This window comes from Krasilnikoviella flava, assembly GCF_900167525.1.
Taxonomy (GTDB): domain Bacteria; phylum Actinomycetota; class Actinomycetes; order Actinomycetales; family Cellulomonadaceae; genus Isoptericola; species Isoptericola flavus.
Genome location: NZ_FUZQ01000002.1, coordinates 104,774 through 129,133, shown reverse-complemented (window position 1 = coordinate 129,133; position 24,360 = coordinate 104,774). Strand labels below are relative to the sequence as shown.

General features: G+C 74.1%; 20 protein-coding genes. 11 read left to right on the top strand and 9 right to left on the bottom strand.

Annotation, left to right across the window (positions count from 1 at the left end; genetic code table 11):
* Positions 1-18: 18 nt before the first annotated feature.
* Positions 19-549: an amino-acid N-acetyltransferase gene (locus B5Y66_RS05190; protein WP_281251987.1), complete on the bottom strand. Its 531-nt coding sequence runs from the start codon at positions 547-549 to the stop codon at positions 19-21.
* Between the two features lie 58 nt (positions 550-607).
* Complete coding sequence (locus tag B5Y66_RS05185; protein ID WP_079572120.1) at positions 608-1,561, bottom strand: sugar-binding transcriptional regulator; 954 nt, start codon at positions 1,559-1,561, stop codon at positions 608-610.
* Between the two features lie 99 nt (positions 1,562-1,660).
* Here B5Y66_RS05185 and B5Y66_RS05180 point away from each other — a divergent pair, with 99 nt between their 5' ends.
* The 3 genes from B5Y66_RS05180 (at position 1,661) to glpK (ending at position 5,872) form a co-directional block, all read left to right on the top strand.
* Positions 1,661-3,406, top strand: a complete 1,746-nt coding sequence (locus B5Y66_RS05180; protein ID WP_079572118.1) for a glycerol-3-phosphate dehydrogenase/oxidase — start codon at positions 1,661-1,663, stop codon at positions 3,404-3,406.
* 115 nt (positions 3,407-3,521) lie between these two features.
* The gene (locus B5Y66_RS05175) at positions 3,522-4,283 is read left to right on the top strand and encodes an MIP/aquaporin family protein (RefSeq protein ID WP_079572115.1); all 762 of its coding nucleotides are present in this window, start codon (positions 3,522-3,524) and stop codon (positions 4,281-4,283) included.
* Positions 4,284-4,357: 74 nt separating this feature from the next.
* On the top strand, positions 4,358-5,872 hold the full coding sequence (gene glpK / locus B5Y66_RS05170) for a glycerol kinase GlpK (protein WP_079572112.1): 1,515 nt from the start codon (positions 4,358-4,360) through the stop codon (positions 5,870-5,872).
* Between the two features lie 650 nt (positions 5,873-6,522).
* Here the strand turns inward: glpK and B5Y66_RS05165 are convergent.
* Positions 6,523-7,155 (bottom strand): TetR/AcrR family transcriptional regulator, encoded by a 633-nt coding sequence (locus B5Y66_RS05165; RefSeq protein ID WP_079573207.1) that lies wholly within the window; start codon positions 7,153-7,155, stop codon positions 6,523-6,525.
* Positions 7,139-7,885 (bottom strand): YqeB family protein, encoded by a 747-nt coding sequence (locus tag B5Y66_RS05160; RefSeq protein ID WP_176168792.1) that lies wholly within the window; start codon positions 7,883-7,885, stop codon positions 7,139-7,141. The genes B5Y66_RS05165 and B5Y66_RS05160 overlap by 17 nt, the downstream gene beginning before the upstream one ends.
* Before the next feature lie 56 nt (positions 7,886-7,941).
* Here B5Y66_RS05160 and B5Y66_RS05155 point away from each other — a divergent pair, with 56 nt between their 5' ends.
* Positions 7,942-9,258, top strand: coding sequence for an alpha/beta fold hydrolase (locus B5Y66_RS05155; RefSeq protein ID WP_245806947.1), 1,317 nt, complete (start codon positions 7,942-7,944; stop codon positions 9,256-9,258).
* A gap of 164 nt (positions 9,259-9,422) precedes the next feature.
* Positions 9,423-9,698: a hypothetical protein gene (locus B5Y66_RS05150; protein ID WP_079572110.1), complete on the top strand. Its 276-nt coding sequence runs from the start codon at positions 9,423-9,425 to the stop codon at positions 9,696-9,698.
* Between the two features lies 1 nt (position 9,699).
* Here the strand turns inward: B5Y66_RS05150 and B5Y66_RS05145 are convergent, their stop codons facing one another.
* Entirely contained in the window at positions 9,700-10,083 is a 384-nt protein-coding gene (locus B5Y66_RS05145) for a YybH family protein (protein ID WP_245806946.1), read from the bottom strand.
* 262 nt (positions 10,084-10,345) lie between these two features.
* Here B5Y66_RS05145 and B5Y66_RS05140 point away from each other — a divergent pair, with 262 nt between their 5' ends.
* Positions 10,346-11,137, top strand: coding sequence for an ABC transporter ATP-binding protein (locus B5Y66_RS05140; RefSeq protein ID WP_079572107.1), 792 nt, complete (start codon positions 10,346-10,348; stop codon positions 11,135-11,137).
* Between the two features lie 110 nt (positions 11,138-11,247).
* On the top strand, positions 11,248-12,546 hold the full coding sequence (locus B5Y66_RS05135) for a hemolysin family protein (protein ID WP_079572105.1): 1,299 nt from the start codon (positions 11,248-11,250) through the stop codon (positions 12,544-12,546).
* Positions 12,547-12,605: 59 nt separating this feature from the next.
* On the opposite strand, the gene B5Y66_RS05130 is transcribed toward B5Y66_RS05135, so the two are convergent.
* Complete coding sequence (locus B5Y66_RS05130) at positions 12,606-14,084, bottom strand: helix-turn-helix transcriptional regulator (protein ID WP_079572103.1); 1,479 nt, start codon at positions 14,082-14,084, stop codon at positions 12,606-12,608.
* A gap of 129 nt (positions 14,085-14,213) precedes the next feature.
* Between B5Y66_RS05130 and B5Y66_RS05125 the strand changes: the two genes are divergently transcribed.
* Entirely contained in the window at positions 14,214-16,151 is a 1,938-nt protein-coding gene (locus B5Y66_RS05125; RefSeq protein WP_079572100.1) for a phosphoenolpyruvate carboxykinase (GTP), read from the top strand.
* A 104-nt stretch (positions 16,152-16,255) separates the two neighbouring features.
* On the opposite strand, the gene trpS is transcribed toward B5Y66_RS05125, so the two are convergent.
* The gene (gene trpS / locus B5Y66_RS05120; RefSeq protein WP_079572098.1) at positions 16,256-17,392 is read right to left on the bottom strand and encodes a tryptophan--tRNA ligase; all 1,137 of its coding nucleotides are present in this window, start codon (positions 17,390-17,392) and stop codon (positions 16,256-16,258) included.
* A gap of 233 nt (positions 17,393-17,625) precedes the next feature.
* On the opposite strand from trpS, the gene B5Y66_RS05115 reads away from it, so the two are divergent.
* From B5Y66_RS05115 to B5Y66_RS05105, 3 genes are all read left to right on the top strand, one after another.
* On the top strand, positions 17,626-20,409 hold the full coding sequence (locus B5Y66_RS05115) for a helix-turn-helix transcriptional regulator (protein WP_079572095.1): 2,784 nt from the start codon (positions 17,626-17,628) through the stop codon (positions 20,407-20,409).
* A gap of 64 nt (positions 20,410-20,473) precedes the next feature.
* A complete protein-coding gene (locus B5Y66_RS05110; RefSeq protein ID WP_079572093.1) occupies positions 20,474-21,301 on the top strand; it encodes an alpha/beta hydrolase in 828 nt (275 codons plus the stop codon).
* On the top strand, positions 21,301-22,122 hold the full coding sequence (locus tag B5Y66_RS05105; protein WP_079572090.1) for an alpha/beta fold hydrolase: 822 nt from the start codon (positions 21,301-21,303) through the stop codon (positions 22,120-22,122). The genes B5Y66_RS05110 and B5Y66_RS05105 overlap by 1 nt, the downstream gene beginning before the upstream one ends.
* Positions 22,123-22,164: 42 nt before the next feature.
* Here the strand turns inward: B5Y66_RS05105 and B5Y66_RS05100 are convergent, their stop codons facing one another.
* Entirely contained in the window at positions 22,165-23,223 is a 1,059-nt protein-coding gene (locus tag B5Y66_RS05100) for a proline racemase family protein (protein WP_079572087.1), read from the bottom strand.
* Positions 23,210-24,322 (bottom strand): alcohol dehydrogenase family protein, encoded by a 1,113-nt coding sequence (locus tag B5Y66_RS05095; RefSeq protein ID WP_079572084.1) that lies wholly within the window; start codon positions 24,320-24,322, stop codon positions 23,210-23,212. Before B5Y66_RS05095 ends, B5Y66_RS05100 begins: the two co-directional genes overlap by 14 nt.
* Positions 24,323-24,360: the final 38 nt, after the last annotated feature.

Here is a 24,360-nt window from a genome sequence, read left to right as displayed (position 1 = left end):
CTCGACCGGCGGGGGAGCTCAGAGCTCGAGGAGCATCCGGGTGTTGCCGAGGGTGTTGGGCTTCACGCGCGCCAGGTCCAGGAATTCGGCGACGCCGTCGTCGTGGGAGCGCAGCAGCTCGGTGTAGACCTGCGCGTCGACGGGCGTGCCGTCGATCTCGCGGAAGCCGTGCGTGCGGAAGAAACCCACCTCGAAGGTGAGGCAGAAGACGCGCCGCAGCCCGAGCTCACGCGCACGCCCGATCAGCCCCTCGACGATCGCGTGCCCCACCCCGCGGCCGCGCCACGCCGGGTCGGCGGCGAGGGTGCGCACCTCGGCGAGGTCGTCCCACATGACGTGCAGCGCGCCGCAGCCCATCACCTCGCCGTCGACGTCGGCGGCCACGAGGAACTCCTGCACGGCCTCGTAGTAGCCGACCATCTCCTTGGCCAGCAGGATGCGTCGCTCGGCGTACGGCTCCACCAGGCGGCGCACCGCCCGCATGTCGGCAGGCAGCGCGGGTCGGACGGCGTACGACGCACCGTGGTCGTGAGAAGGGTCCGGACGCACGCCGTCACTCTACGGTCGCGCGCCCCGGCCCGGGCGCGGGCGTCCGGTGCACGGACGTTCACGCTTCCTCCACGAGCGCGACGGCCGTGGCCTCGTCGATCACGAGGTCGGTGACCACTCCCGCGGCGAGGGCCGCGCGCAGGGGCGCCACCTTGTTGTCGCCCGCGACGGCGCACACCCGGCGCGGGATCCGACGCAGCTCGGCGGGCGACGGCCCGGTGGCGCGGGCGTTGAGGGGGATGTCGCGGTACGTGCCGTCGGAGCGCACGAAGACGGTGCACACGTCGCCCACGACCCCCTCCGCGTCCAGCACGGCGACGTCGTCGGGGTCGAGGTACCCGGCCGAGTACACGTGCGACGGCACGCCGCCGGTGAGGGCGCCCACCGAGAACAGGGCGATGTCGGCCCGGCCCTGGACGTCGAGCACGCGCCGCACGGAGCGCTCGCGCCACATCGCGGCCTTGGTCTCGGCGAAGTCGAAGAAGGCGGGCACCGGGAAGTAGTGGACGGACGCGTCGAACGCCGTGCCGAAGCCCGAGATGAGGTCACCGGCGTAGCTCATGCCCGAGGTCCGGGTGTTGGCGGCGCCGTTGAGCTGCACGACGGCGGCGCCCCGGGTCGGCTTGTGCGGCAGGTGCTCGGTGATCGCGGCGAGGGTCGTGCCCCACGCGACGCCCAGCACCATGTCGGAGTCGAACCAGCGCGCCAGGAGCCGGGCGGTGGTGATCGACACCTGCTGCAGGCGGTCGTCGTCCGTGGCGGAGTCCGAGACGGGCACGACGTAGGCGTCGATGCCGTACCGCTCGGCGATCTCCTGGCCGAGCCCGGGCGCCCGGGAGGGGCCGGGGCGCAGCGTGATCTCGACGATGCCGGTGTCGCGCGCCCGTTTGATCAGGCGCGACACCGTGGAGCGGGACGTGCGCAGGTGGCGCGCGATCGTCTCCATCTTCATGTCCTGCAGGTAGTACATCGTCGCGGCCATGACCACGTCGCGTTCCCGGTAGGTCGCCATGCCCCCAGGATCTCACCCTGCACGTTCGTGCACCCAGGTTGCGCGGACGTGCTGACGGTGCTGCTCTGGGAGCGTCGCCGACGATCGGAAGGAACCACGATGTCCTCCACCCGGCTCACGGCCGAGTCACGAACCCAGGCCCTGACCGCGCTCAAGGGCTCCCAGACCCCGAGCGGCGAGCTCGACGTGCTCGTCATCGGCGGTGGAGTCACCGGCGCCGGTATCGCGCTCGACGCCGCCACCCGCGGCCTGTCGACCGCGATCGTCGAGGCGCAGGACTGGGCGTCCGGCACCTCCAGCCGCAGCAGCAAGCTGGTGCACGGCGGCCTGCGCTACCTGCAGATGCTCGACTTCCACCTGGTCAAGGAGGCGCTCACCGAGCGCGACCTCCTGCTCAAGGACATCGCCCCGCACCTGGTCAAGCCGGTGCCGTTCCTGTACCCCCTGGAGCACCGGGTGTGGGAGCGCGCGTACGTCGGCGCCGGCATCGCGCTCTACGACACCCTCGCCTCGCTCGCCCCCGGCCGCCGCGCCATGCCGCTGCACCGGCACCTGTCCCGGCGGCAGATGTCGAGCAAGTTCCCGGACCTCGCGCACGACGCCGCCATCGGCGCCGTGCAGTACTGGGACGCGTCCGTGGACGACGCCCGCCTCGTGTCCACGCTGGTCCGCACCGCCGTGAGCTACGGCGCGCACGCCGCGTCGCGCACGCAGGTCGTCGCGCTCACCAAGGGCGCCACCGGCGCGGTGAACGGCGCCGTCCTCGTGGACCTCGAGAGCGGCGAGGAGATCACCGTCCGCGCCCGGCACGTCATCAACGCCACCGGCGTGTGGACGGAGGACACGGAGGCGTTGGCCGGCGACTCCGGCGGCCTGCGGGTGCTGGCCTCCAAGGGCGTGCACATCGTGGTCCCCCGCGAGCGCATCAAGGGCACCGTCGGGCTGATCCTGCAGACCGAGAAGTCGGTGCTGTTCGTCATCCCGTGGTCCCGGTACTGGGTCGTCGGCACCACGGACACCCCGTGGGACCAGGACCCGACGCACCCCATCGCGACCGCGCAGGACATCGACTACATCCTCGACCACGCCAACGCCGTGCTGGCCCACCCGCTGTCCCGTGACGACATCATCGGCACGTACGCCGGCCTGCGCCCCCTGCTGCAGCCCGGCACCAAGGAGGGCACCAGCTCGGCCAAGGTGTCGCGCGAGCACACCGTCGCCAGCCCGGTGCCCGGCCTCACCGTCATCGCCGGCGGCAAGCTCACGACCTACCGCGTGATGGCCAAGGACGCCGTGGACTTCGCCATCGGCCAGCGGGCCGCCGCGCTGCCGTCGATCACGCACCAGATCCCGCTGCTCGGAGCCGTGGGCCTCCAGGCCACGCGCCGCCTGGCCCGCACGTGGGCGGCGCGGTACGGGTGGACGCCGGCGATGGTCGACCACCTGCTGCACCGCTACGGGTCGTCGCTGCGTCAGCTCGTCGACCTGTGCGAGCAGGACCCGTCGCTCGCCCGCCCGCTCGAGCACGCGCCCGCCTACCTGCGCGCCGAGATCCACTTCGGCGTCAGCCACGAGGGTGCGCTGCACCTCGAGGACCTGCTGCTGCACCGCACCCGCCTCGTGTACGAGGTCGAGGACCGCGGCGTGGCCGCGCTCGACGAGATCGCCGACATCGCCGCGCCGCTGCTCGGCTGGGACGACGCGACCCGGCAGACGGAGGTCGACTCCTACACCGCCCGCGCCCGAGCAGAGGACGCGGCGGAGCACGAGCCCGACGACGCCGGCGCAGAGGCCGCACGCCTCCGCGCACCCGACGTCGCCGCCATGCAGCCCCTGCGGGGCTGACGAGTCACCCGGCCGGGAGCCCGGCCGGGGCAATCACCCGCAGGGCGGCTGCCCGTCGCGGGCTCTCCGGTCCCGGAGAGGACAACGAGGTCCCTGAAGAGAAAGAGATCCGACGATGGATACATTGATCATGCAGGCGTTCTGGTCCGAGATCCTCGGGACCGCGACCCTGATCCTGCTGGGTGCCGGAGTGGTCGCCAACGTCATCCTGCCCCGAACCAAGGGCTTCGACGGCGGCTGGCTGCTGATCAACTTCGGGTGGGGCCTCGCGGTCTTCGCGGGTGTCTTCACGGCGTACAAGTCCGGTGCGCACCTCAATCCCGCGGTGACGATCGGCCTCTACACGGCCGACCTGCCGTTCGCCACGCTCACCGGGCCCGAGGGGCGGGTCACCGCCACGATCGAGCCGACCGTGAGCAACATGTTCATCTACTTCGCGGCAGAGATGATCGGCGCCATCATCGGCGCCGTGCTCGCGTTCCTCGTGTACAAGAAGCACTTCGACCAGGAAGCCCCGGGAGCCACCAAGCTCGCGGTGTTCTCCACCGGTCCGGAGCTGCGCTCCTACGGCTGGAACTTCATCACCGAGGTCGTCGCGACCTTCGTGCTGGTGTTCTTCGTCGTCGTCTCGGGCAAGTCGCCCTCCGGGCTCGGGCCGCTCGCCGTCGCGCTGATCGTGGTCGGCATCGGCGCCAGCCTCGGTGGCCCGACGGGGTACGCCATCAACCCCGCCCGTGACCTGGGCCCGCGCATCGCGCACGCCTTCCTGCCGATCAAGGGCAAGGGCTCCAGCGACTGGGCCTACGCCTGGGTGCCCGTGGCGGGCCCGCTGGTGGGCGGCGTGCTCGCCGGCCTCCTCGGCGCCGCCTACTCCTGACCCGACCCGCCGGCCGGGCCCGCCCGGGCCCGGCCGGCCTCTCACCACCCACACCGACGTGAAGGGCAACCCCCATGGCTGACTACGTCCTCGCCATCGACCAGGGCACGACGAGCTCGCGTGCCATCGTCTTCGACCACTCCGGCCGGATCGTCTCCTCCGGCCAGCTCGAGCACGAGCAGATCTTCCCCAAGGCCGGCTGGGTCGAGCACAACGCCGAGCAGATCTGGACCAACGTCCGCGAGGTCGTCGGGCTGGCGCTCACCCGCGGCAACCTGGCGCACACCGACCTCGCCGCGATCGGCATCACCAACCAGCGTGAGACCGCCGTCGTGTGGGACAAGAACACCGGCAAGCCTGTGTACAACGCGATCGTCTGGCAGGACACCCGCACGCAGGCGATCGTCGACGAGCTCGGCGGCTCCGAGGGCGCCGAGAAGTACAAGTCGATCGTGGGCCTCCCGCTCGCGACCTACTTCTCCGGCCCCAAGGTGAAGTGGATCCTCGACAACGTCGAGGGCGCACGCGAGGCGGCCGAGCGCGGCGACCTGCTGTTCGGCAACACCGACACCTGGGTGCTGTGGAACATGACGGGCGGGCCCGAGGGCGGCGTGCACGTCACCGACGTCACCAACGCGTCGCGCACCATGCTCATGGATCTCGACACCCTGAGCTGGCGCGAGGACATCGCCGCCGACATGGGCATCCCGATGTCGATGCTGCCGGAGATCCGCTCCTCCTCCGAGGTGTACGGGCAGGGACGCGTCCGCGGCCTGGTGCCCGGCGTGCCGATCGCCGGCATCCTCGGCGACCAGCAGGCCGCCACGTTCGGCCAGGCGTGCTTCGAGGTCGGCACCGCGAAGAACACCTACGGCACCGGCAACTTCATGCTCCTCAACACGGGCACGGAGAAGGTGCCGAGCAAGAACGGCCTGCTCACCACCGTCTGCTACAAGATCGGCGACGCCCCCCAGGTGTACGCGCTCGAGGGCTCCATCGCCGTCACGGGCTCGCTCATCCAGTGGCTGCGGGACAACCTCGGCATGTTCGAGGACGCCCCCGACGTCGAGTGGCTGGCCCGCAAGGTCGAGGACAACGGCGGCGCGTACTTCGTGCCCGCGTTCTCGGGCCTCTTCGCCCCGTACTGGCGCCCCGACGCGCGCGGCGCGCTCGTCGGCCTCACCCGGTACGTCAACCGCAACCACATCGCGCGGGCCGCCCTGGAGGCCGTGGCCTACCAGACCCGCGAGGTCGTGGACGCCATGAAGCTCGACTCCGGGGTGCAGCTCACCGAGCTCAAGGTGGACGGCGGCATGGTCCAGAACGAGCTGCTCATGCAGTTCCAGGCCGACCAGCTCGGCGTCGACGTCGTGCGGCCCAAGGTCGCCGAGACGACGGCGCTCGGCGCCGCCTACGCCGCCGGCATCGCCGTCGGGTTCTGGAAGGGCGAGGAGGACGTCACCGCGAACTGGGCGGAGGACAAGCGCTGGTCGCCGGCCATGGCCGAGGACGAGCGGGAGCGCCTCTACCGGTCGTGGAAGAAGGCCGTGTCGAAGACGTTCGACTGGGTGGATGCGGACGTGCTGTAGTCGTTCTTGAGCCCGCGGCGGGGAGGAACGTCGTGCGAGCGGTCGCGTTCACGGGCGCCAGGACGCCCTCCACTCCGGGACTTCTACGACCGCCCGCACGACGTTCCTCCCCGCCGCTCTGCGTTCGTCCTCTGCGCCTGGTGGGTGCTGCTGCCGGTGCTGTGTTCCGCGGGCCGGCCAGGGCACGACGAGGAGGACGGTGGCGACGCCGACGAGCGCGAGGCCGACCGTCTGGACCGGTGTGGCCGTTCGCCGAGGACCGTGAGGCCGACGAGGACCGGCTCCACCGGGTACAGGCCACCGCGACGGCGAAGAGCGTCAACCGGGTCGCCAGCAGGTAGGCGACGAGGCCCGCTGCGGCCCCGACCCCCGAGCCTGTTCCGGCCTGGGCGAGCGCGAAGTACTGCACCGCGACGCCCACGCTCGAGGCCAGCCCGTCGCGCACCGCCGCCAGCACCGGGAGCACCAGCCCGCCGACGGCACTGATGGGGACGACGATCGAGATCGCGCCCTGGGAGATGCCGCGGACGAGGAACACCATCGCCGCCCCGGTGCCGGGCCCGGACAGGCCGCCCCAGGCGAGGTCGGCGCCGGAGACGCCGTCCGTCGGGACCACGGGAGCGACGCAGGGCCTCAGGCCCCACTCCTGCCTAGCGGCGGGGCCAGGTGGTCGCATCCGCGGCGTCCGCGGGACCGGCGAGGAACGCCCGGGCCGTGGCGACCAGGAGGCCCCTCTCGCCGTCGACGGTGAAGGCGTCGTCGGTGGCGACGCGCTCCAGGAAGCCGCCGGAGAGGAGGGCCAGCCAGGAGGCGATGCGGGCCGGGGCGAGGTCCGCGCGGACCTCCCCCGCGGCCTGGCCGCGCTCGACCCACGGGAGCAGCAGGTCGCGCTGCGCACGGTCGTCGGCGGCGAGCACCGCCGCGACGGCGGGCAGGTGCATGACGCCGGCCACCGCGCGGACGAAGCCCGGGATGCGGGGGTCGGCGGCGTCGTCGGCCCAGGAGCCCACGAGCTCGAGCAGGACGGCGAACGGGTCCGTGCGCCCCTCGAACGCCGCCGCCTGCTCGACGGTCTCGGCGGTGCCGAGCTCGAGGATCGCCAGCACGAGCTCCGTCTTCGTCGCGAAGTAGTGGAAGAACGTGCCCGAGCCGATCCCCGCCTCCCGGCAGATCGCCGCCGTCGTCGCCCCCTCGTAGCCACGTCCGGCCAGCACGGTCAGCCCGGCCCCGATGATCTGCAGGCGGCGCGCCTCGTGGCGCGCCGGGTCAACCCTGCGCGCCACGGGCGACGTCCGCCGCACGATCCGTCGGGGCGGCGGGCGCGCCGGCCCCGAGCCGCCGGACCTGGAGCCGGTCGTCGCGGACGCGCGCGGCGAGACGGTGACCGGCGAGCGCGACGTCGACCTCCGTGACCGCGGCGGCGTCCTTGCGCTCGGCGAGCCGGCGGCGCAGCAGCAGGTGCTCGGCCGCCGAGAACCCGGGGCGCCCGTCCATCCACCGTTCGTAGGCCCCCTCGTGGGGGTCGACGTCGCGCCACGGCCACCCGTGGGCCTCGAACGCGGCGCGGATCTCGGCCTGGCGCAGCGTGTCCGCGTCCAGCCGGGCCCGCGGGGCGCCGGTCGCGCCGAGGAGCACCAGGTACCGGCCGTCGCGGAGAACGTCGGCGACGTCCGCCCGCTCGACCCAGCCCTCCACGTCGTCCGTGCGGTGCTCGAGGTGGTCGTCGGCGACCGTCAGCCGCAGCGACTCCCCGATGCTGCTCAGCGCCACGAGGACGCCGCCCACCACGCCGAGGCCGCCGAGGATCGGCACCGACCACGCGAGGGGCAGGCCCGCGAGCAGCTCGACGGGGCCGAGGCTCGGCAGGGGGCTCTGCTCGAGCATCCCGCGCAGCCAGCGGGCGAGCGGCGGGAGGGCCCAGCCCAGCCCGACGCCGAGGGCCACGGCCCCGAGCAGCAGGAGGACGGGAACCCGGCGGGGCTGGCGCACCTCGGAGGGGTTGATGGTCGGCACGAGGACAATTGTTGGAGCACGCACTCCAATAATGCAACCCGGCCTACGCTGGCCCGGTGAGCATCACGGGCACCACCACCACGACGCGCGAGTACACGATCCCCGGCGTCCACGTCACCGACCGCACCCTGCCGGTGCCGCTCGACTGGTCGCACCCCGACGACGGGCGCACGCTCTCCGTCTTCGTGCGCGAGCTCGTGGACCCCGCCCGGCGCGCCGACGACCTGCCGCTGCTCGTCTTCCTGCAGGGCGGCCCGGGCGGCAAGGGGCCGCGCCCCACCGGCCGCGAAGGCTGGGTGGGCGAGGCCCTGAAGCGGTTCCGGGTGGTGCTGCTCGACCAGCGCGGCACGGGCCGCTCGACGGCGGTCCGGGCCGCCGCGCTCACCGCGCTCGGGCCGGCCGACGCCCAGGCCGAGCACCTCACCCACTTCCGCGCCGACGCGATCGTCGCCGACGCCGAGCACGTGCGCACGACTGTCTACGGCGGGCGCCGCTGGTCCACGCTCGGCCAGTCGTACGGCGGGTTCCTCACGCTCACCTATCTGTCGCAGGCCCCCGAGGGCGTGGCCGCGTCGTACGTCACCGGCGGCCTCGCCGGGCTCACCGCGAGCGCCGAGGACGTCTACCGGCGCACCCAGCCGCGCGTCACGGCCAAGAACGCGCTGTACCGGGAGCGGTACCCCGACGACGTCGAGCGCGTGGCGCGGATCGCCGACCGGGTCACCGCCGGCGACGTCCGCCTGCCGGGCGGGGACCTGCTCACCGTCGAGCGCTTCCAGACCCTCGGCATGGCGTTCGGCATGGGACCGGGCTTCGAGCGCGTGCACTGGATCGTGGACGAGGCGTTCGACGACGGCTCTGACGAGCTGACCGACACGTTCCTCGCCGAGGTGGAGGCCGCGACCGGCTTCGCGACCAACCCGATGTACGCCGTCCTGCACGAGTCGATCTACGCGCAGTCAGGCACGGGCGCCACCGCGTGGGCGGCGCAGCGCGTGCGCGACGACGACGGGTCGTTCGGCGCCGCGGCCCGCCCGCTCCTGTTCACCGGCGAGATGATCTACCCCTGGATGTTCGAGCAGGTGGCCGCACTCCGGCCGTTCCGCTCCGCCGCCGACGCGCTCGCCGCCCGCACCGACTGGGACGACCTGTACGACCTCGACGTCCTGGCCGGCAACGAGGTGCCGCTCGAGGCCGCCGTCTACCACGACGACATGTTCGTGGACGCCGGGCTCTCGCTGGAGACCGCGGCCCACGTCGGCAACGCCCACGCCTGGGTGACCAACGAGTTCGAGCACGACGGCCTCCGCCTGGGTGACGTCTTCCCCCGGCTCCTCGCCCGCATGGACGTCCGCGGGGGCGCGCGGTCGTGAGCAGGGGCGGTCCCGACTTACCCGACGGAGATGACCCACGGCCGGATTGGTACGCGTACGCGCCCCACTCCGGCCAGGTGTTCGTGCCTCGACGACGCTCGGGAGACGCGCCCCCGCGCCCGCGCCCGCGCCCGCGCCCGCGCGACCCCTACCTCGTCCGGCTCATGAACGACTACTCGGTCGACTGGCCGATCTGGCCCAAGATCGACTCCGACCTGGAGTCGGCTGTCGAGGAGGCCGTGGACGACGTACTCGCGACCCGCCTGCGTGCCTGGGCGGACGACTTCGACAGGCACTATCACTACGAGCATGGCTGGGACGACCCCCGCGTGGCCGCCGCGCACCGGGCTGAGGGTGAGGCGCTGCGCGACGCGCTGGCCGCCGTCCTGCCCGCGCCGTGGCGCGTGGAGCTCGACTACTGGGAGACGAACGGCGCCTGATTCAGGTCGACGCACTCCAGGACCGGCCCGGCCAGTACGCCCACTCCTCGAAGTCCGCGACGCGGCCGTCGGGCGCGAAGCGCAGCACCCACAGGTCGCGGTACTCCTGCACGTCCGGGGCGGTATAGCGCACCTCGAGCCGGACGACGGCGACGTCGCCCTCGACGGCGAGCGGCTCCGCGCTCATCGTGAACGAGGCCCCCTCGTCGACGGTCCAGAACTGGCGGATCGCGTCGTGCCCGAGGAGCTCTTCGGGGTCGTACGGGGACCGGGCGTACCGCGCGTCCGGCGTGAACAGCCGAGCGACGGCGTCGACGTCGTTGTCGCGCCACGCCGCCTCGTACCCGGCGACCCAGCGCCGCACCGCGTCCCGGTTCAGAGCCATCTCGGCAGTATGTCCCGAGCCGCAGGATCTCGCCGGACCCGGACTACCTCGAGGAGCCGGGGACTACTTCGGCACGACAGGAACTACCTCGGCACGGCCCGAACTACCTCACGGAGCCCGGAACTACCTCGGCACGGTTCGAACTACCTCGCCGGGATCCGGACCGCCGGGCCGCGGTGCGGGAACCGCGGGGTACCGTCGTTCGTCGGACTAGCGGCCGGCCCCGTCGTCCGGCGCACGCACACATGAAGGTGACACCAGCATGAGCTCCACCTCCCCCGCCCCGATCCTGCGCGCGACCGACCTGGTGGTCGGCTACGGCGGCCCCGCGATCCTGGAGGGGATCGAGCTGGCGCTGCTGCCCGGCGCGGAGCCCGTCGGCGTGGTCGGCGAGTCGGGCGCGGGCAAGTCGACGCTGGTGCAGGCGCTGCTGGGGCACCTGCGCATCCGCGAGGGGCACGTGACCTTCGACGGCCGCACGGTCGGCAAGCTCGGGCGCCGGGACAAGAAGAAGTTCCGCGCGGCGGTGCGCACGGTCGCGCAGAACGGGCTCGACGTCGACCTGCGGTGGACCGTCGACCGCGCCGTCTCGGGCGCGCTGTCGGACGCCCGCAAGGCCGGCCGGGCGAGCGGCCGCACCGTGGCCGACCTGCTGGACGACGTCGCGCTCGAGCCGCACTTCGCGAAGCGCACGGTGTACTCGCTCTCGGGCGGGGAGAAGCAGCGACTCGCGCTGGCGCTCGCCCTCGCGACCCGGCCCGGGGCGCTGCTCCTGGACGAGCCGTTGACCGCCGTCGACCCGGCCATGCGCGGCGAGATCGTGCGTCGCCTCACCGACGCCACGCGCGCCGAGGGGACCGCCGTGCTGCTCGTCTCGCACGACGTCGAGCTCGTCGGCCGGCTGTGCTCCACGGTGCACGTCCTCGCGGACGGCACGTTCGTCGCCTCCGGCCCGATGAACGACGTCCTGGCCGCCGGCGCGGACGACGACGCGCACCCCGCCGTGCGGGGCCTCGCCGAGGCCGCGCCGCTGGCGGCACAGCGCTTCCGCTGACCGGCCGCCCGGGCCCCGACGGAACCCGGCCCCGCCGCGACGCGTTCACCCGGTGACGACACCGGGGCGACCGTCGGCGCCTCGGCCGACGACCGACCGAGAGGACCCCGGTGGACGCGGACACCTGGTGGAACATCGCGCTCGTCCTGCTCTTCGTGCTCCTGGGCGGCGTGTTCGCCGGGACCGAGTTCGCGCTCGTCTCCCTGCGGGGCACGCAGATCGACCAGCTCGAGCGCAGCAGCCCGCGCGGACGCCGGGTGGCGGCGATCGCCCGCGACCCGAACCGCTTCCTCGCGGCGGTGCAGATCGGCGTCACGGTGGCTGGCTTCTTCTCCGCCGCGTACGGCGCGTCGACCCTCGCCCCCGACGTCGCTCCCGCGCTGGAGTCCGCCGGCCTGCCCGCCGGTGCGGCGGCGACCGCCGCGCTCGTCGGCCTCACCCTCGTCATCGCCTATCTGTCGCTGGTGCTGGGCGAGCTGGTGCCGAAGCGGATCGCGCTGCAGCGCACCGCGCAGGTCGCGCTCGTCGTCGGCCCGCCGCTGGACCGCTTCGCGGTCCTGATGCGCCCCGTCATCTGGCTGCTGTCCCGCTCGACCGACGCCGTCGTGCGCCTGCTCGGGGGCGACCCGAGCGTGCGCTCGGAGGAGATCAGCGAGCAGGAGCTGCGTGACCTCGTCGCCGCCCACCCGGGCCTGCACGAGGACGAGCGCCGCATCCTCTCGGACGTCTTCGCCGCCTCGGAGCGCAGCCTGGGGGAGGTCATGCGCCCGCGGGCCGACGTCGTCTTCCTGCGGGCCGGCCTCACCCTCACCGAGGCGGAGCGACGGACGCGTGACCTGCCGTACTCGCGCTACCCGGTCACGGGCGAGGACGTCGACGACGTGCTCGGGTTCGTGCACGTGCGCGACCTCTCGCGCGGTGCAGGAGCGCCGGCCGGCGACCGCCGCACCGTGGGCGACGTCGCCCGGCCCGTGCTGGACCTGCCCGCGACCGGACGGCTGCTGCCGACGCTCGCGGAGATGCAGCGCACCCGGACGCACCTCGCACTCGTCGTCGACGAGTACGGCGGGACGGACGGGATCGTCACGCTCGAGGACCTCGTCGAGGAGCTGGTGGGCGACATCCGCGACGAGCACGACCCGCTCGCCGCGGTGCGCGTGGCGGGCACCTACGACGCCGGGCTCACGATCGAGGACTTCGCCCGGCTGACCGGCGTCGAGCTGCCCGACGGCCCGTACGAGACGGTCGCCGGCTACGTCCTGGCAGGGCTCGGTCGCCTCGCCACGGAGGGTGACACGGTCGCCGTGGACGGCGCGGACGACGACGCCGTGGACGGCGGGTCCGGCCCGCACGTCCTGCGCGTCACGGCGGTGGACGACCGCCGGATCCGTGAGGTCCGCCTCGACTGAGCCGGCGTCCCCGCCGCGTGCCGGCCGGCGGCCGGGATCGTCCCAGCCCGGGGCAGACGTCAGAGCGCCTCCCCTGCGGGCGCGTGCCGCTGGAGGAAGCCGAAGACGTCGGTGTCGTCGACGCCGGGGAACGCGCCGCGCGGCAGCGCGGCGAGCACCTGCTGGTGCATGCGGGCGCTGGGCCAGGCGACACCGTCCCACCGCTCGGCCAGGTCGGCGGGCGGGCGCTGGCAGCAGGCCGGGTCGGGGCAGGTGGAGGCGTGCCGCACCTGGGTGTCGCGGCCGCGGAACCACTTGGCGTGCGCGTACGGCACGCCCACGGTGATGGAGAACTGCCGCCCGTCCGCGCCTGTACCGGTCTGCACGGAGTCCCAGAACGTGCCCGCCGGGGTGTCGGTGTACTGGTAGGACTCGGTGGCCCGGTCGCGGCGGGCGAACGCCTCGCGCCCCGCCCACCACCGGCACACGAGCTGCCCCTCGATGGCGCCCGTCACGTCCTGCGGCAGGGGCAGCCCGTCGTTCGCGTACCCCCGGAACAGGGCGCCGTCGTCACCGACGCGCAGGAAGTGCAGCGGGATGCCGAGGTGCACGGTGGCGAGGTTGGTCATGCGCATGGCGGCCGCCTCGTGCGTGACGCCGAACGCGTCGCGGAAGTCCTCGACCGCCAGGTCCTTCTCGCGCTTGCGCCGCTGCAGGAACTCCACCGCCACCGACTGCGGGATGAGGCAGCTCGCCGCGAAGTACGTGATCTCCACCCGCTGGCGCAGGAACTCGGCGTAGCTGCGGGGCCGCTCGTGCCCCAGCACGCGGTGCGCGATCGCCTGCAGCGCCAGGGAGCGCAGCCCGTGCCCGCCCGGGATGGACGCCGGCGGCAGGTAGATCCGGCCGTTCTTGAGGTCGGTCACCGACCGCGCGGACCGGGGCAGGTCGTCGACGTGCAGGAGGGTCAGCCCCATCTGCTCGGCCATGCGGGCCACCGTGCGGTGGGTGAGGGCACCCGCCCCGGCGTACCCGGCGCGCCGGGTGAGGTCCTCCCCGAGGGCCTCGATCTGCGGGAAGTAGTTGTCGCGCTCCTGCCGCTCGTGCCGCAGCTCGGTGTTCGCCCGCCGCGCCTCCTCCGGGGTGGCGATCGCCTCCTCCTCGCGTCGCGACAGCTCCGTGTGCAGGCCGACGAGCTGTTCCAGCACCGGCATCGGCAGCTTCTGGCTGGGCTTCACCGACGGCAGACCGAGCGCCCCGAAGAGCGGGCCGCGCTGCGCCCGCTCGAGGGCGATCTCCAGCTCGGCCCGGCGCGACGGCGGCTCGTCGGCCAGCAGGTCGGGCACGGCCACGCCGACGGCGTCGGCGATCGAGCGCAGCAGCGACAGCCGCGGCTCGCGGCGGCCGTTCTCGATCAGCGACAGCAGGCTCGGCGCCGAGCCGACCCGCTCCCCCAGCGCCTCGAGCGTGAGCCCGTGCGTCGTACGCGCGTGCCGGATGCGCCGACCGAGGGTGATGAGGTCCGGAGATTCCGCCCCGCCGGCGTCCTTGGCAGCCATGGTTTGACGGTACGTGAAGATCGGCAAATCTTCACCGTCGAAGTGCTGGAAAGTCGGCTACCCGGGGGGGGACGCTGGAAGCAGCCCACCCGGCAGCGCTGGCCGGGGCCTCGACGGACGGAGCACCCGATGACCTTCACCGCGAACCCGCGCCGCACGCGACTCGCGATCGCCGAGCTCGCGCCCGACGCCCTGGCCCCCGGCACGACCGCGCCCCGCGAGCAGGCGGGCGCCGCGTCGTCGCGCACCGCCGCCGCCCCGCGCAGGTCCGGCAGGGACGCCCGCGCGTGGGTGCGCCAGGTCGCCGAGCTCACGCAGCCCGACGAGATCGTGTGGTGCGACGGCTCGGCCGCCGAGAAGCAGCGCCTGCTCGACGGGTTGGTGGAGGCCGGCACGCTGGTCAGGCTCGACGAGACCAAGCGCCCGAACTCCTACCTCGCCCGGTCGAACCCGTCCGACGTCGCGCGCGTCGAGTCGCGCACGTTCATCTGCTCGGAGCGCGAGGAGGACGCCGGCCCGACCAACAACTGGCGCGCCCCCGCGCAGATGCGCGCCGAGCTGGACGACGTCTTCGCCGGCTCGATGCGCGGCCGCACGATGTACGTGGTGCCGTTCTCCATGGGCCCCGTCGGCGGGCCGATCTCGCAGGTGGGCATCGAGATCACGGACTCGCCGTACGTCGTCGTGTCGATGCACGTCATGACCCGCGTCTCGAGCGCCGTCCTCGACCTCATCGACGGCGGCCAGCAGTGGGTGCCCGCCGTGCACTCGGTGGGCGCTCCCCTGGCCGACGGCGAGGCCGACGTGCCGTGGCCCTGCAACGACACGAAGTACATCGTCCACTACCCCGAGACCCGCGAGATCTGGTCGTACGGCTCGGGCTACGGCGGCAACGCGCTGCTCGGCAAGAAGTGCTTCGCGCTGCGCATCGCGTCGGCGATGGCGCGCGACGAGGGCTGGCTCGCCGAGCACATGCTGCTCATCCGCGTCACCTCGCCGGAGCAGCGGCGGTACCACCTGGCCGCCGCGTTCCCGAGCGCCTGCGGCAAGACCAACCTCGCGATGCTGCGCCCGACCATCCCCGGCTGGACGGTCGAGACCATCGGCGACGACATCGTGTGGATGCGCCCCGGCCCGGACGGACGTCTGCGCGCCATCAACCCCGAGGCCGGATTCTTCGGCGTCGCCCCCGGCACCGGCGTCGAGACCAACCCGACGGCGATCGACACGCTCTCCCACGACGTGATCTTCACGAACGTGGCCCTGACCGACGACGGCGACGTGTGGTGGGAGGGCCTCACCCCGGAGCCGCCCGCGCACCTGGTCGACTGGCAGGGGAACGACTGGACGCCGGACTCCGACACCCCGGCCGCGCACCCGAACTCGCGCTTCACCGTCGCCGCCGCACAGTGCCCGTCCATCGCGGACTCGTGGGAGGACCCGGCGGGCGTGCCCGTGGACGCGGTGATCTTCGGCGGCCGTCGCGCGACGAACGTGCCGCTCGTGGCGCAGGCGACCAGCTGGGACCACGGCGTCTTCATGGGCGCCACGATCAGCTCCGAACGCACCGCCGCGGCGGAGGGCACGGTCGGCGAGCTGCGCCGCGACCCGTTCGCGATGATGCCGTTCTGCGGCTACAACATGGCCGACCACTGGTCGCACTGGCTCGCGGTCGGCAGGGGCCTCGACGCCGACAAGCGGCCCAAGGTGTTCCAGGTGAACTGGTTCCGCAAGGGCGCCGACGGCAGCTTCCTGTGGCCCGGGTTCGGCGAGAACTCGCGCGTCGTCGAGTGGGTCGTCACCCAGCTGGACCGGGCGCGCGGCCTGCGCACCGACGCGGGTGCCGTGCACTCCCCCGTCGGCCTGCTGCCCGCGCCGGGCGCGCTGCGCACGGACGGCCTCGACCTGTCCGACGACGACCTCGTCGCCCTCTTCGACGTCCCCGCCGAGGCGTGGCTCGCCGAGGCGGCGCTGACCGGCGAGTTCTTCGACACCTTCGCCGGCCGCGTGCCCGACCAGCTCTGGGCGCAGCTCTCCCTGCTGCGCGAGCGGCTCGGCGCGGCCTGACCCACCGACCCCGGGCCCGACCGACGCATCGAGCGTGCTGACTTGATCCTCAAACCTCCTGTTTGAGGATCAAGTCAGCACGCTCGATGCCGTACCCGGGGTCGTCAGGAGTAGACGGTGCCCATGAGCTCGCGGACGTCGGCGAGCGTGCGTTCGGCGACGTCGTTCGCGCGCGCGTTGCCCCGCGCCAGGACGTCGCGGACGACGACGGGGGCGTCCGCGGCCAGCGCCACCCGCCGCTCGCGCAGCGGTCGCAACCCCTCGACGACCGCCTCCGTCACGACCGCCTTGAGCCGCCCGGCGCCCGCGTCCCCGACCGACGCGGCGAGGTCCTCCGGCGTCGTGCCGGCGAAGTGCGCGCCGATCCGCAGCAGGTTCGCCACCTCGGGCCGACCCTCCGGGTCGAAGGCGATCCGGCGCTCGGAGTCCGTGCGGGCACGGCGGAAGAACCGCGCGGTCTCGTCCTCGGACGCCCGCAGCTCCAGGGCGTTGCCGCGCGACTTGCTCATCTTGGCGCCGTCGTTGCCGAGCACCGTGAGCGACGGCGTGAGCAGGGCCTCCGGCTCCGGGAAGTAGGGGCGGGCGGCCGCGTAGCGCTGGTTGAACCGCCGCGCCACGGTCCGCGTGGTCTCGAGGTGCGGCAGCTGGTCCAGGCCCACCGGCACGAGGTTGCCGTGGCAGAACAGGATGTCGGCGGCCTGGTGCACCGGGTACGTGAACAGCAGCCCGGACATGCCGCGCCCCTGGCGCCTCTCGGCGTCGGCCGCCTCCGCCTTGACGGTGGGGTTGCGCTCCAGCTCGGCCACGCTGACCAGCGACAGGAACGGCAGCAGCAGCTGGTTCAGCGCCGGCACCGAGGAGTGGGTGAACACCGTGGAGCGCGCCGGGTCGATGCCCGCGGCGAGGTAGTCGAGCACCACCTCGCGCACGACGGCGGGCAGGTCGCCCGCGTCGTCGCGGTCGGTGATGACCTGGTAGTCGGCGACGACGAGGACGACGTCGACGCCGGCGTCCTGCAGGCGCACCCGGTTGTCGAGCGTGGCGAGCAGGTGGCCGAGGTGCAGGGCGCCGGTCGGCCGGTCGCCGGTCAGGACGCGGAAGCGGCCCGGGTCGCGCGCGATCTCGGCCTCGATCTCGGCGGAACGGGCTTGCGCGACGGCGGCGCTCGCCGTCGCCGTGGGTGCGGCGGAGGTCGGGACGGCCGGCGCGGTCGGGGCGGTCAGGACGGTCGGTGCAGTCATCGGGTCGGCTCCTCGGGGGATCGCCGCCCGTCGGTCCGGTCCGGACATGACGACGTCCCGGCTGCGACGGGCAGCTCGGGACGGGGACGTGGGCGCGTCGGGTCAGGGCTGCGGAGGCAGCCACCACCAGCACGCGCGCGTCGTCATACCGTCCACCCTACGCCGGCGCGGGGACGGGGGTGCGGTCCCGCGGGGGGGCGCAGTCCTGGCGCGGGCCGTGATCAGATGCTCCCGTGGAGAGAGACCCGCACCGCGACGCCGGCCACGGACGCATCCTCGGGCGTGACGCCGAGCTCGCCCGGGTCGAGCGCCTCGCGGGCCCCGGCGCGGGAGGGGCGCTGCTGATCGTCGGCGAGCCCGGCCTGGGCAAGACGAGCCTGCTGGACCACGGCCTCGTGCACGCGCGGCGGGCGGGCCGGCGCGTCCTGACGGCGCGGTGCGCCCGGGGCGAGCGCGACCTGCCGTTCGCCGCCCTGCACCAGCTCCTCCTGCCGCGCCTCGACCACCTCGACCGCCTGCCTGCACCCCAGGCGCGGGCCCTCGGCGTCGCGCTCGGGCTGCGCGAGGACACGGCGATCCCCGACCGGCTGCACCTCGCGGCGGGGGCGCTCACCCTCCTGTGCGAGGTGGGCCCGGGCGCCGCGGACGACGGCGGCACGCTCGCCGTCGTCGACGACCTGCACTGGGCGGACGACGCGTCCCGCGACGTGCTGCTGTTCTGTGCGCGCCGCCTGGCCGACGCCTCGGCGGCCACAGCGCTGCTCGTGGCGACGCGGCCGGCCCCTCCTCCGGACCCTCTCCCGACGATCACGCTGGCCGGGCTCGACACCCGGGACGCCGCCCGGGTGCTCGACCTGCAGCCCGTCCCGCCGTCGCCGGCGGTGCGGCACGACCTGATCCAGCACGCGGCGGGCAACCCGTTGGCGCTGGTGGAGCTGTCCCGGCCCGACGGCGCGGTGCCCCCGCCCGGGCAGTCCCCGGGCGGCCACTGGCCCGTGAGCGAGCGGATCGAGCAGGCGTTCGCGGCACGGCTCCCGGCGCTGCCCTCGGCGACGCGGTGGCTCCTGCTCCTGGCGGCCGCTGCGGACGGGGACGACCTCGCCCCGGTGCTCGCGGCCGGCCGCGGTGACGACGAAGGCGAGGACGACCCGCTGGCAGCCTGGGTGCCGGCCGAGGCCGCCGGGCTGGTGCGCCTGGACGGCCCGCGCTTCCGCTTCCGCCACCCGCTCGCCCGGTCGGCCGTCTACCACGCCTCCCCGTTCGCCGGACGGCGCGGGGCGCACCTGGCCCTGGCGGAGGCGATCGACGACCCGGACCGCCGCGCGTGGCACCGCGCGGCCGCCGCCGTCGGCCCGGACACCGACGTCGCCGCCGAGCTCGAGCAGACCGCCGACCGGGCCCGCGAGCGCGGCGGCTGGGCCGCCAGCGCCCGCGCCCTGGAGCGCGCCGGGGAGCTCTCGGCAGACCCGGCCGAGGCCGCCCGGCGGTTCCTCCTCGCCGCGCCGGCCGCCATGTACACCGGGCGCACGCCCTGGGTGGAGCGCCTGGCCGAGCGCGCCCGCGACACCACCGACGACGAGCACACCCGGTGGGAGGCCGACCTGTACGCGGGCTGGGCCGCCGCCTCGACGCCGCGGCACCGGGCCGCCGTCGAGCGTCTGACGACGGTCGCGCGCCGTGCGGGCGCCGCCGACCCGGACCTGGCCCTCGCCGCCCTGGCCCCCGCCGCGGTGGCCGCCTACAACTCCGGAGACGACGAGCTGATCGCCTCCGTCGTCGCCTGCCTCGAGGCGCTGGCGCCCGACGACACCCTGCCGGTCACCGCGTGGGTGCGCGGCACGGCGGCGCCGTTCGCGCCGGCGTCGCGGGCCACGCTGGACCGCGCGGTCCGCGCGAACACGCACCTCGGCATCAACGAGCTCAACGTGCTCGGCGGCGCCGCCTGGGTGCTGGACGAGACCGTGCTCGCCGCCCGGCTCCTCGGCGAGCTGCTGGAGCTGTTCGCCCACGGCCCCACCGAGGGCACGAACGCGCTGGTCTCCGCCACCCTGGCCGCGGCGCTGCACGAGCTGGGGCGGTGGGACGAGGCGCAGGCGCACGCCGAGGACGCGGTGCGGGTGGCAGAGGCGACCGGGATGCCCGTCGTCCGGGCGTCGGCCGTCGAGACGGCGGCGCTCCTGGCCGCGGGCCGCGGCCGCGTCGACGAGGCGCGGGACCTGGCCCAGCACGCGCTCGCCGACGTCGGGCCGGGCGCGACCCGGTCGGTGGAGGTGCGCGCACGCCAGGCCCTGGGGCTCGCGTCGCTGGCCGCCGGTGAGCCCGAGGCCGCGTACGACACGCTGCGGCAGACCTTCACGCCCGACGGCCTCCCGACGCACCGGCACGCGTCCGTGCACGGGGTCGCGCTGCTCGCGTCGGCCGCCGCGCACACGGAGCGGCCGGAGCGGGCCCATGACGCGGCGCGGGTCGTCGCGGCCGTCGCGACGCACGTCGGTGCGGAGCCGGGGCCGCGCGTGGCCTCGTTGCTGCACCACGCCCGCGGGCTGCTGGCCCCGCCGGAGGAGTCGGAGCGCGAGTACCGCGCCGCCCTCGTCGACCCCGCCGGCGCCACCTGGCCGTTCGAGCGGGCCCTCGTCCGCCTCGACCTGGGCGAGCGGCTGCGGCGGCTGCACCGCGTGAGCGAGTCACGCACGGAGCTGAGCGCGGCCCGCGAGACGTTCCTGCGGGTCGGCGCCGCCACCTACGCGGACCGGGCGACCGCCGAGCTACGGGCCGCGGGCGTCGCCGTGGCCGAGCGCACTCCCGACGCGCTCGCGCAGCTCACCCCGCAGCAGCGCCGCATCGTGCGCCTGGCCGCCCAGGGGCGCACCAACCGTGAGATCGCGGAGCGCCTGTTCCTGTCGCCGCGCACCGTCGGGTTCCACCTCTACCGGGTGTTCCCCCTGCTGGGCGTGACGTCCCGGGCCCAGCTGCGTGACCTCGTCGACCCGGCCGCAGAACGAGGACCAGTCATCTGACAGAAGCGCCCGGCCGCCCGGCCGGGCGATGGTGATGTCTCCGACCCCGACGGGAGGCACCACCATGACCGAGTTCAGCACGGCCCGCCGCGCCGTGGTCTTCGTCCACGGGCTGTGGCTCCACGCCGACTCCTGGACGCCGTGGATGGATCGCTTCGCGGAGTCCGGGTACGACCCGCACAACCCGGGCTGGCCGGGCGACTCGGCCACCGTCGCCGAGGCACGCGAGAACCCCGACCGGGCGGGCGGCGTCGGCCTCGACGAGGTCGTCGCGCACTACGCCGACGTCCTCGACGGCCTGCACGTGGAGGGCCTCGACCCGCGGCCCGTCGTCGTCGGGCACTCGTTCGGCGGGCTGGTCGTCCAGCGGCTGCTCACCGAGGGCCACGCCGCCGCGGCCGTCGCGATCGACCCCGCGCCCATGCGCGGCAACATCCTGCTGCCGCCGAGCTCGCTGCGGGTGGCCGCCGTCGCGCTGAGGAACCCCGCGAGCTTCCGGGGCACGGTCGCGCTGACCCCCGAGGAGTTCCGCTACGGCTTCGCCAACGAGCTCTCGGACGACGAGGCCGCGGCGCTCTACGACCAGTGGACGATCCCGTCCCCCGGCCGTCCGCTGTTCGAGGACGCCGCCGCGAACCTGCTGCCCGGGTCCCCCGCGCGCGTCGACACCCACGACGCGGACCGCGGTCCACTCCTGTTCATCGGTGGCGGCATGGACCACACGGCGCCCGCGTCCCTGACGCGGACGTCCGCGAGGATCTACCGGAAGCACTCCGGCGCCGTCACCGATCTCGTCGAGTTCCCCGACCGGGGGCACTCGCTCACCATCGACCACGGCTGGACCGAGGTCGCGGACGCCGCGCTCGCGTGGCTCAAGGAAAAGGGGCTGTGATGCCGTTCATCACCACCACCGACGGTCTCGAGATCTTCTACAAGGACTGGGGCAGCGGCACGCCCGTCGTGTTCTCGCACGGCTGGCCGCTCAACGCCGACGCCTGGGACCGTCAGATGACCGAGGTCGTCGACGCCGGTTTCCGCGCCGTCGCGCACGACCGCCGCGGCCACGGACGGTCCACCCAGACCTCCACCGGCAACGACATGGACCACTACGCCGACGACCTCGCGGCCATGCTGGAGCAGCTCGACCTCACGGACGTCGTGCTCGTGGGGCACTCGACCGGCGGTGGCGAGGTGGCGCACTACCTGGCGCGGCACGGCTCGGCGCGGGTGCGCAAGGCCGTGCTGGTCGGCGCCGTCCCGCCGCTGATGGTGCAGACCCCCCAGAACCCGGACGGCACCCCCATCGAGGTCTTCGACGGGATCCGCGAGGGCGTGCTCAAGGATCGCGCGCAGTACTACCGCGAGCTCGCGGTGCCGTTCTTCGGCGCGAACCGCGAGGGCTCGTCCGTCTCCCAGGGCGCCCTCGACCAGTTCTGGCGTCTGTCGATGCAGGCCGGGCTCAAGCCCGCGTACGACTGCATCGCGCAGTTCTCCGAGGTCGACTACACCGCCGACCTCGAGAAGATCGACGTCCCGGTCTTCGTGGCGCACGGGGACGACGACCAGATCGTGCCGATCAAGGCCGCCGGCCTGCGCTCGGCGGAGATCCTGAGCGACGCGACGCTCAAGGTCTACCCCGGCGCGTCGCACGGGATCGTGGGTGCGTACGAGGACGAGTTCACGAAGGACCTGGTGGCGTTCGTCCAGGCGTGACGCCGGGGTGGTCCCCCTGCCGTACGGCCGGGGGGACCACCCTCACGCGTGCGTCCTGGCTGGGGGCGTGAGCAACGGCTCCAGGTCCGAGGCGTCCACCAGCGGGTCGTCGAGGTCGACCGTCAGCTGCGAGCGCGCCATCACCCGGGCCGCGCCGGTGATGGCGGACCGGAGCGCCGGGTAGTCGCCCACCTGCGTGCGCCGCAGCACCGTGCCCACGAACCTGCTGCCGCGCGGCGAGACCGTCTCCAGCGACTCGCCCTCGCGGATCTCCCCGCGCCGGGCCATCAGCGCGAGCCGCGCGGACGTGCCGGTGCCGGTGGGGCTGCGGCAGAGCACGCCGGGATGCACGTAGGTCGCCGACGGCGACTCCCACCGTCCGTCGCCGACCTCGCGCAGCGGCCCCATGAAGTGCGCGAACGGCAGCGGCCCGACGTCGCCCAGGTCCGGGTGCTCCTGCCGCAGTCCCGGCCGGGCCGCGCGGACGAAGGCGTCCCCGAACGCGGTCAGCGCGATCTGCTCGGTCACCCCGAGGCCGAACCCGTACCGGGACGCGTCGATGAGGGCGTAGTAGGCGCCGCTCCACACCAGGTCGAACAGCACGTCGCCGTGGTTCGGCACCTCGACGCTCAGCGCCTCGTCCGCCACGTACGCCGGCTCGCCCTCGGTGGTGATGGACACGACGCGGCCGTCGACCACCCGGGCGCTGACCCGGGCCAGGCCCGCAGGCGACTCCAGCGTCACGTCCTGCAGCCCGTCGCCCTCGCGCAGCGGGATGGCCCCGCTCTGCAGCAGGGCGGTGGCCGTGCAGATGGTGTTGGAGCCCGAGTACAGCGGGTACCCCATCGCCTCCATGATCACGTAGCCGGCCTGCGCCCGGGGATGGCTCGGCTCGACGATCAGGTCCACCGACATCGCCGGGTCGCCGTAAGGCTCCGAGAGCAGCAGGCGACGCAGCCCGTCGCCCTCGCGCTGCAGGTAGCGCGCCTTCTCCAGCACGGTGGCCCCCGGCAGCGGCTCGACGCCGGACATGACGACCCGGCTGACGTCGCCGCCGGACTGCGCGTCGATCAGCTCGAGGGTGCGCTCACGGCTGCGCATACGGCGCCCCCACGAGGTCCCAGTGCCGGTCGGGGACGACGACCAGCTTGCCGACGTAGGCCTTGGCCAGGAACGCGCGCTGCGCCTCGCGGAGGTCCGACAGCCGGAACGTGCGGTCCAGGAGGGGCCGGACCGCGCCCTCGGAGACGTACCGCACGAGCCGTCGGAACGCGGTGCGCGTGCCCTGGGACGAGCCGTGCAGCTCGAGCTGCTTGAGGTACATGGTGCGCAGGTCGAGCTGCACGACGGGCCCGCCGATGGCGCCCGCCGTGGTGTACCGGCCCTCGGGGCGCAGGATGCGCAGCAGGTCGTTGAACATCGGCCCGGCGACCAGGTCAGCGACGACGTCGACGGGGCCGTCCACCACGCGCCCCACCTCGGCGACGAGGTCCGGGGCGTCGCGCAGCACGACGTCCTGCGCGCCCACCGCCCGCAGCGCGTCCTCCTTGCCGGCGCTCGTCACGGCGTACGGGATCGCGCCCCGCACCCGCGCCAGCTGGACGACAGCGGAGCCCACCCCGCCGGACGCGCCCGTCACGAGCACCCGCTCCCCCGCGCCCAGCCGCGCCCGGTCCAGCATCTGCTCGGCGGTGAGGTAGGCGCAGCAGAACGTCGCGAGCTCCGCGTCCGCGATGGCGGCCGTGATCTCGTACGCGTTCTCCGCGGGCACGGCCACGTACTCGGCGTACCCGCCGTCCCGCCCGTGCCCGATGTAGTCGATGTCCGCGAGGCTGTCGTCGCCCTCGGGCCGGTGGTAGATCGAGAAGTCCACCATCACGCGCTCCCCGACCCGGTCGGCGGGCACCCCGGGGCCGACGGCGGCGATCACGCCGACGGTGTCCGCGCCCTGGATCCGCGGGAACGTGAGGGTCGATCTCCCTCGCCTCCAGGTCGAGACGGAGCCAGGGTCGGTCTCCGTGCCGTACGCGCCCTCGCGGACCCACACGTCCGTGTTGTTCATGCCGCAGGCGTGAACGTCGATCAGCACCTCGCCCGCCGCAGGCACGGGCGTGGGCACGTCGTCGCGATACTCCAGCCGGTCGAGGCCTCCGTGGCCGACGAGCTGGACCGCTTTCATCACCGCCGGGATCTCCGCCATCAAGTGAGCCTAGGGGCGCGAGCACGTCGCGTCATCGG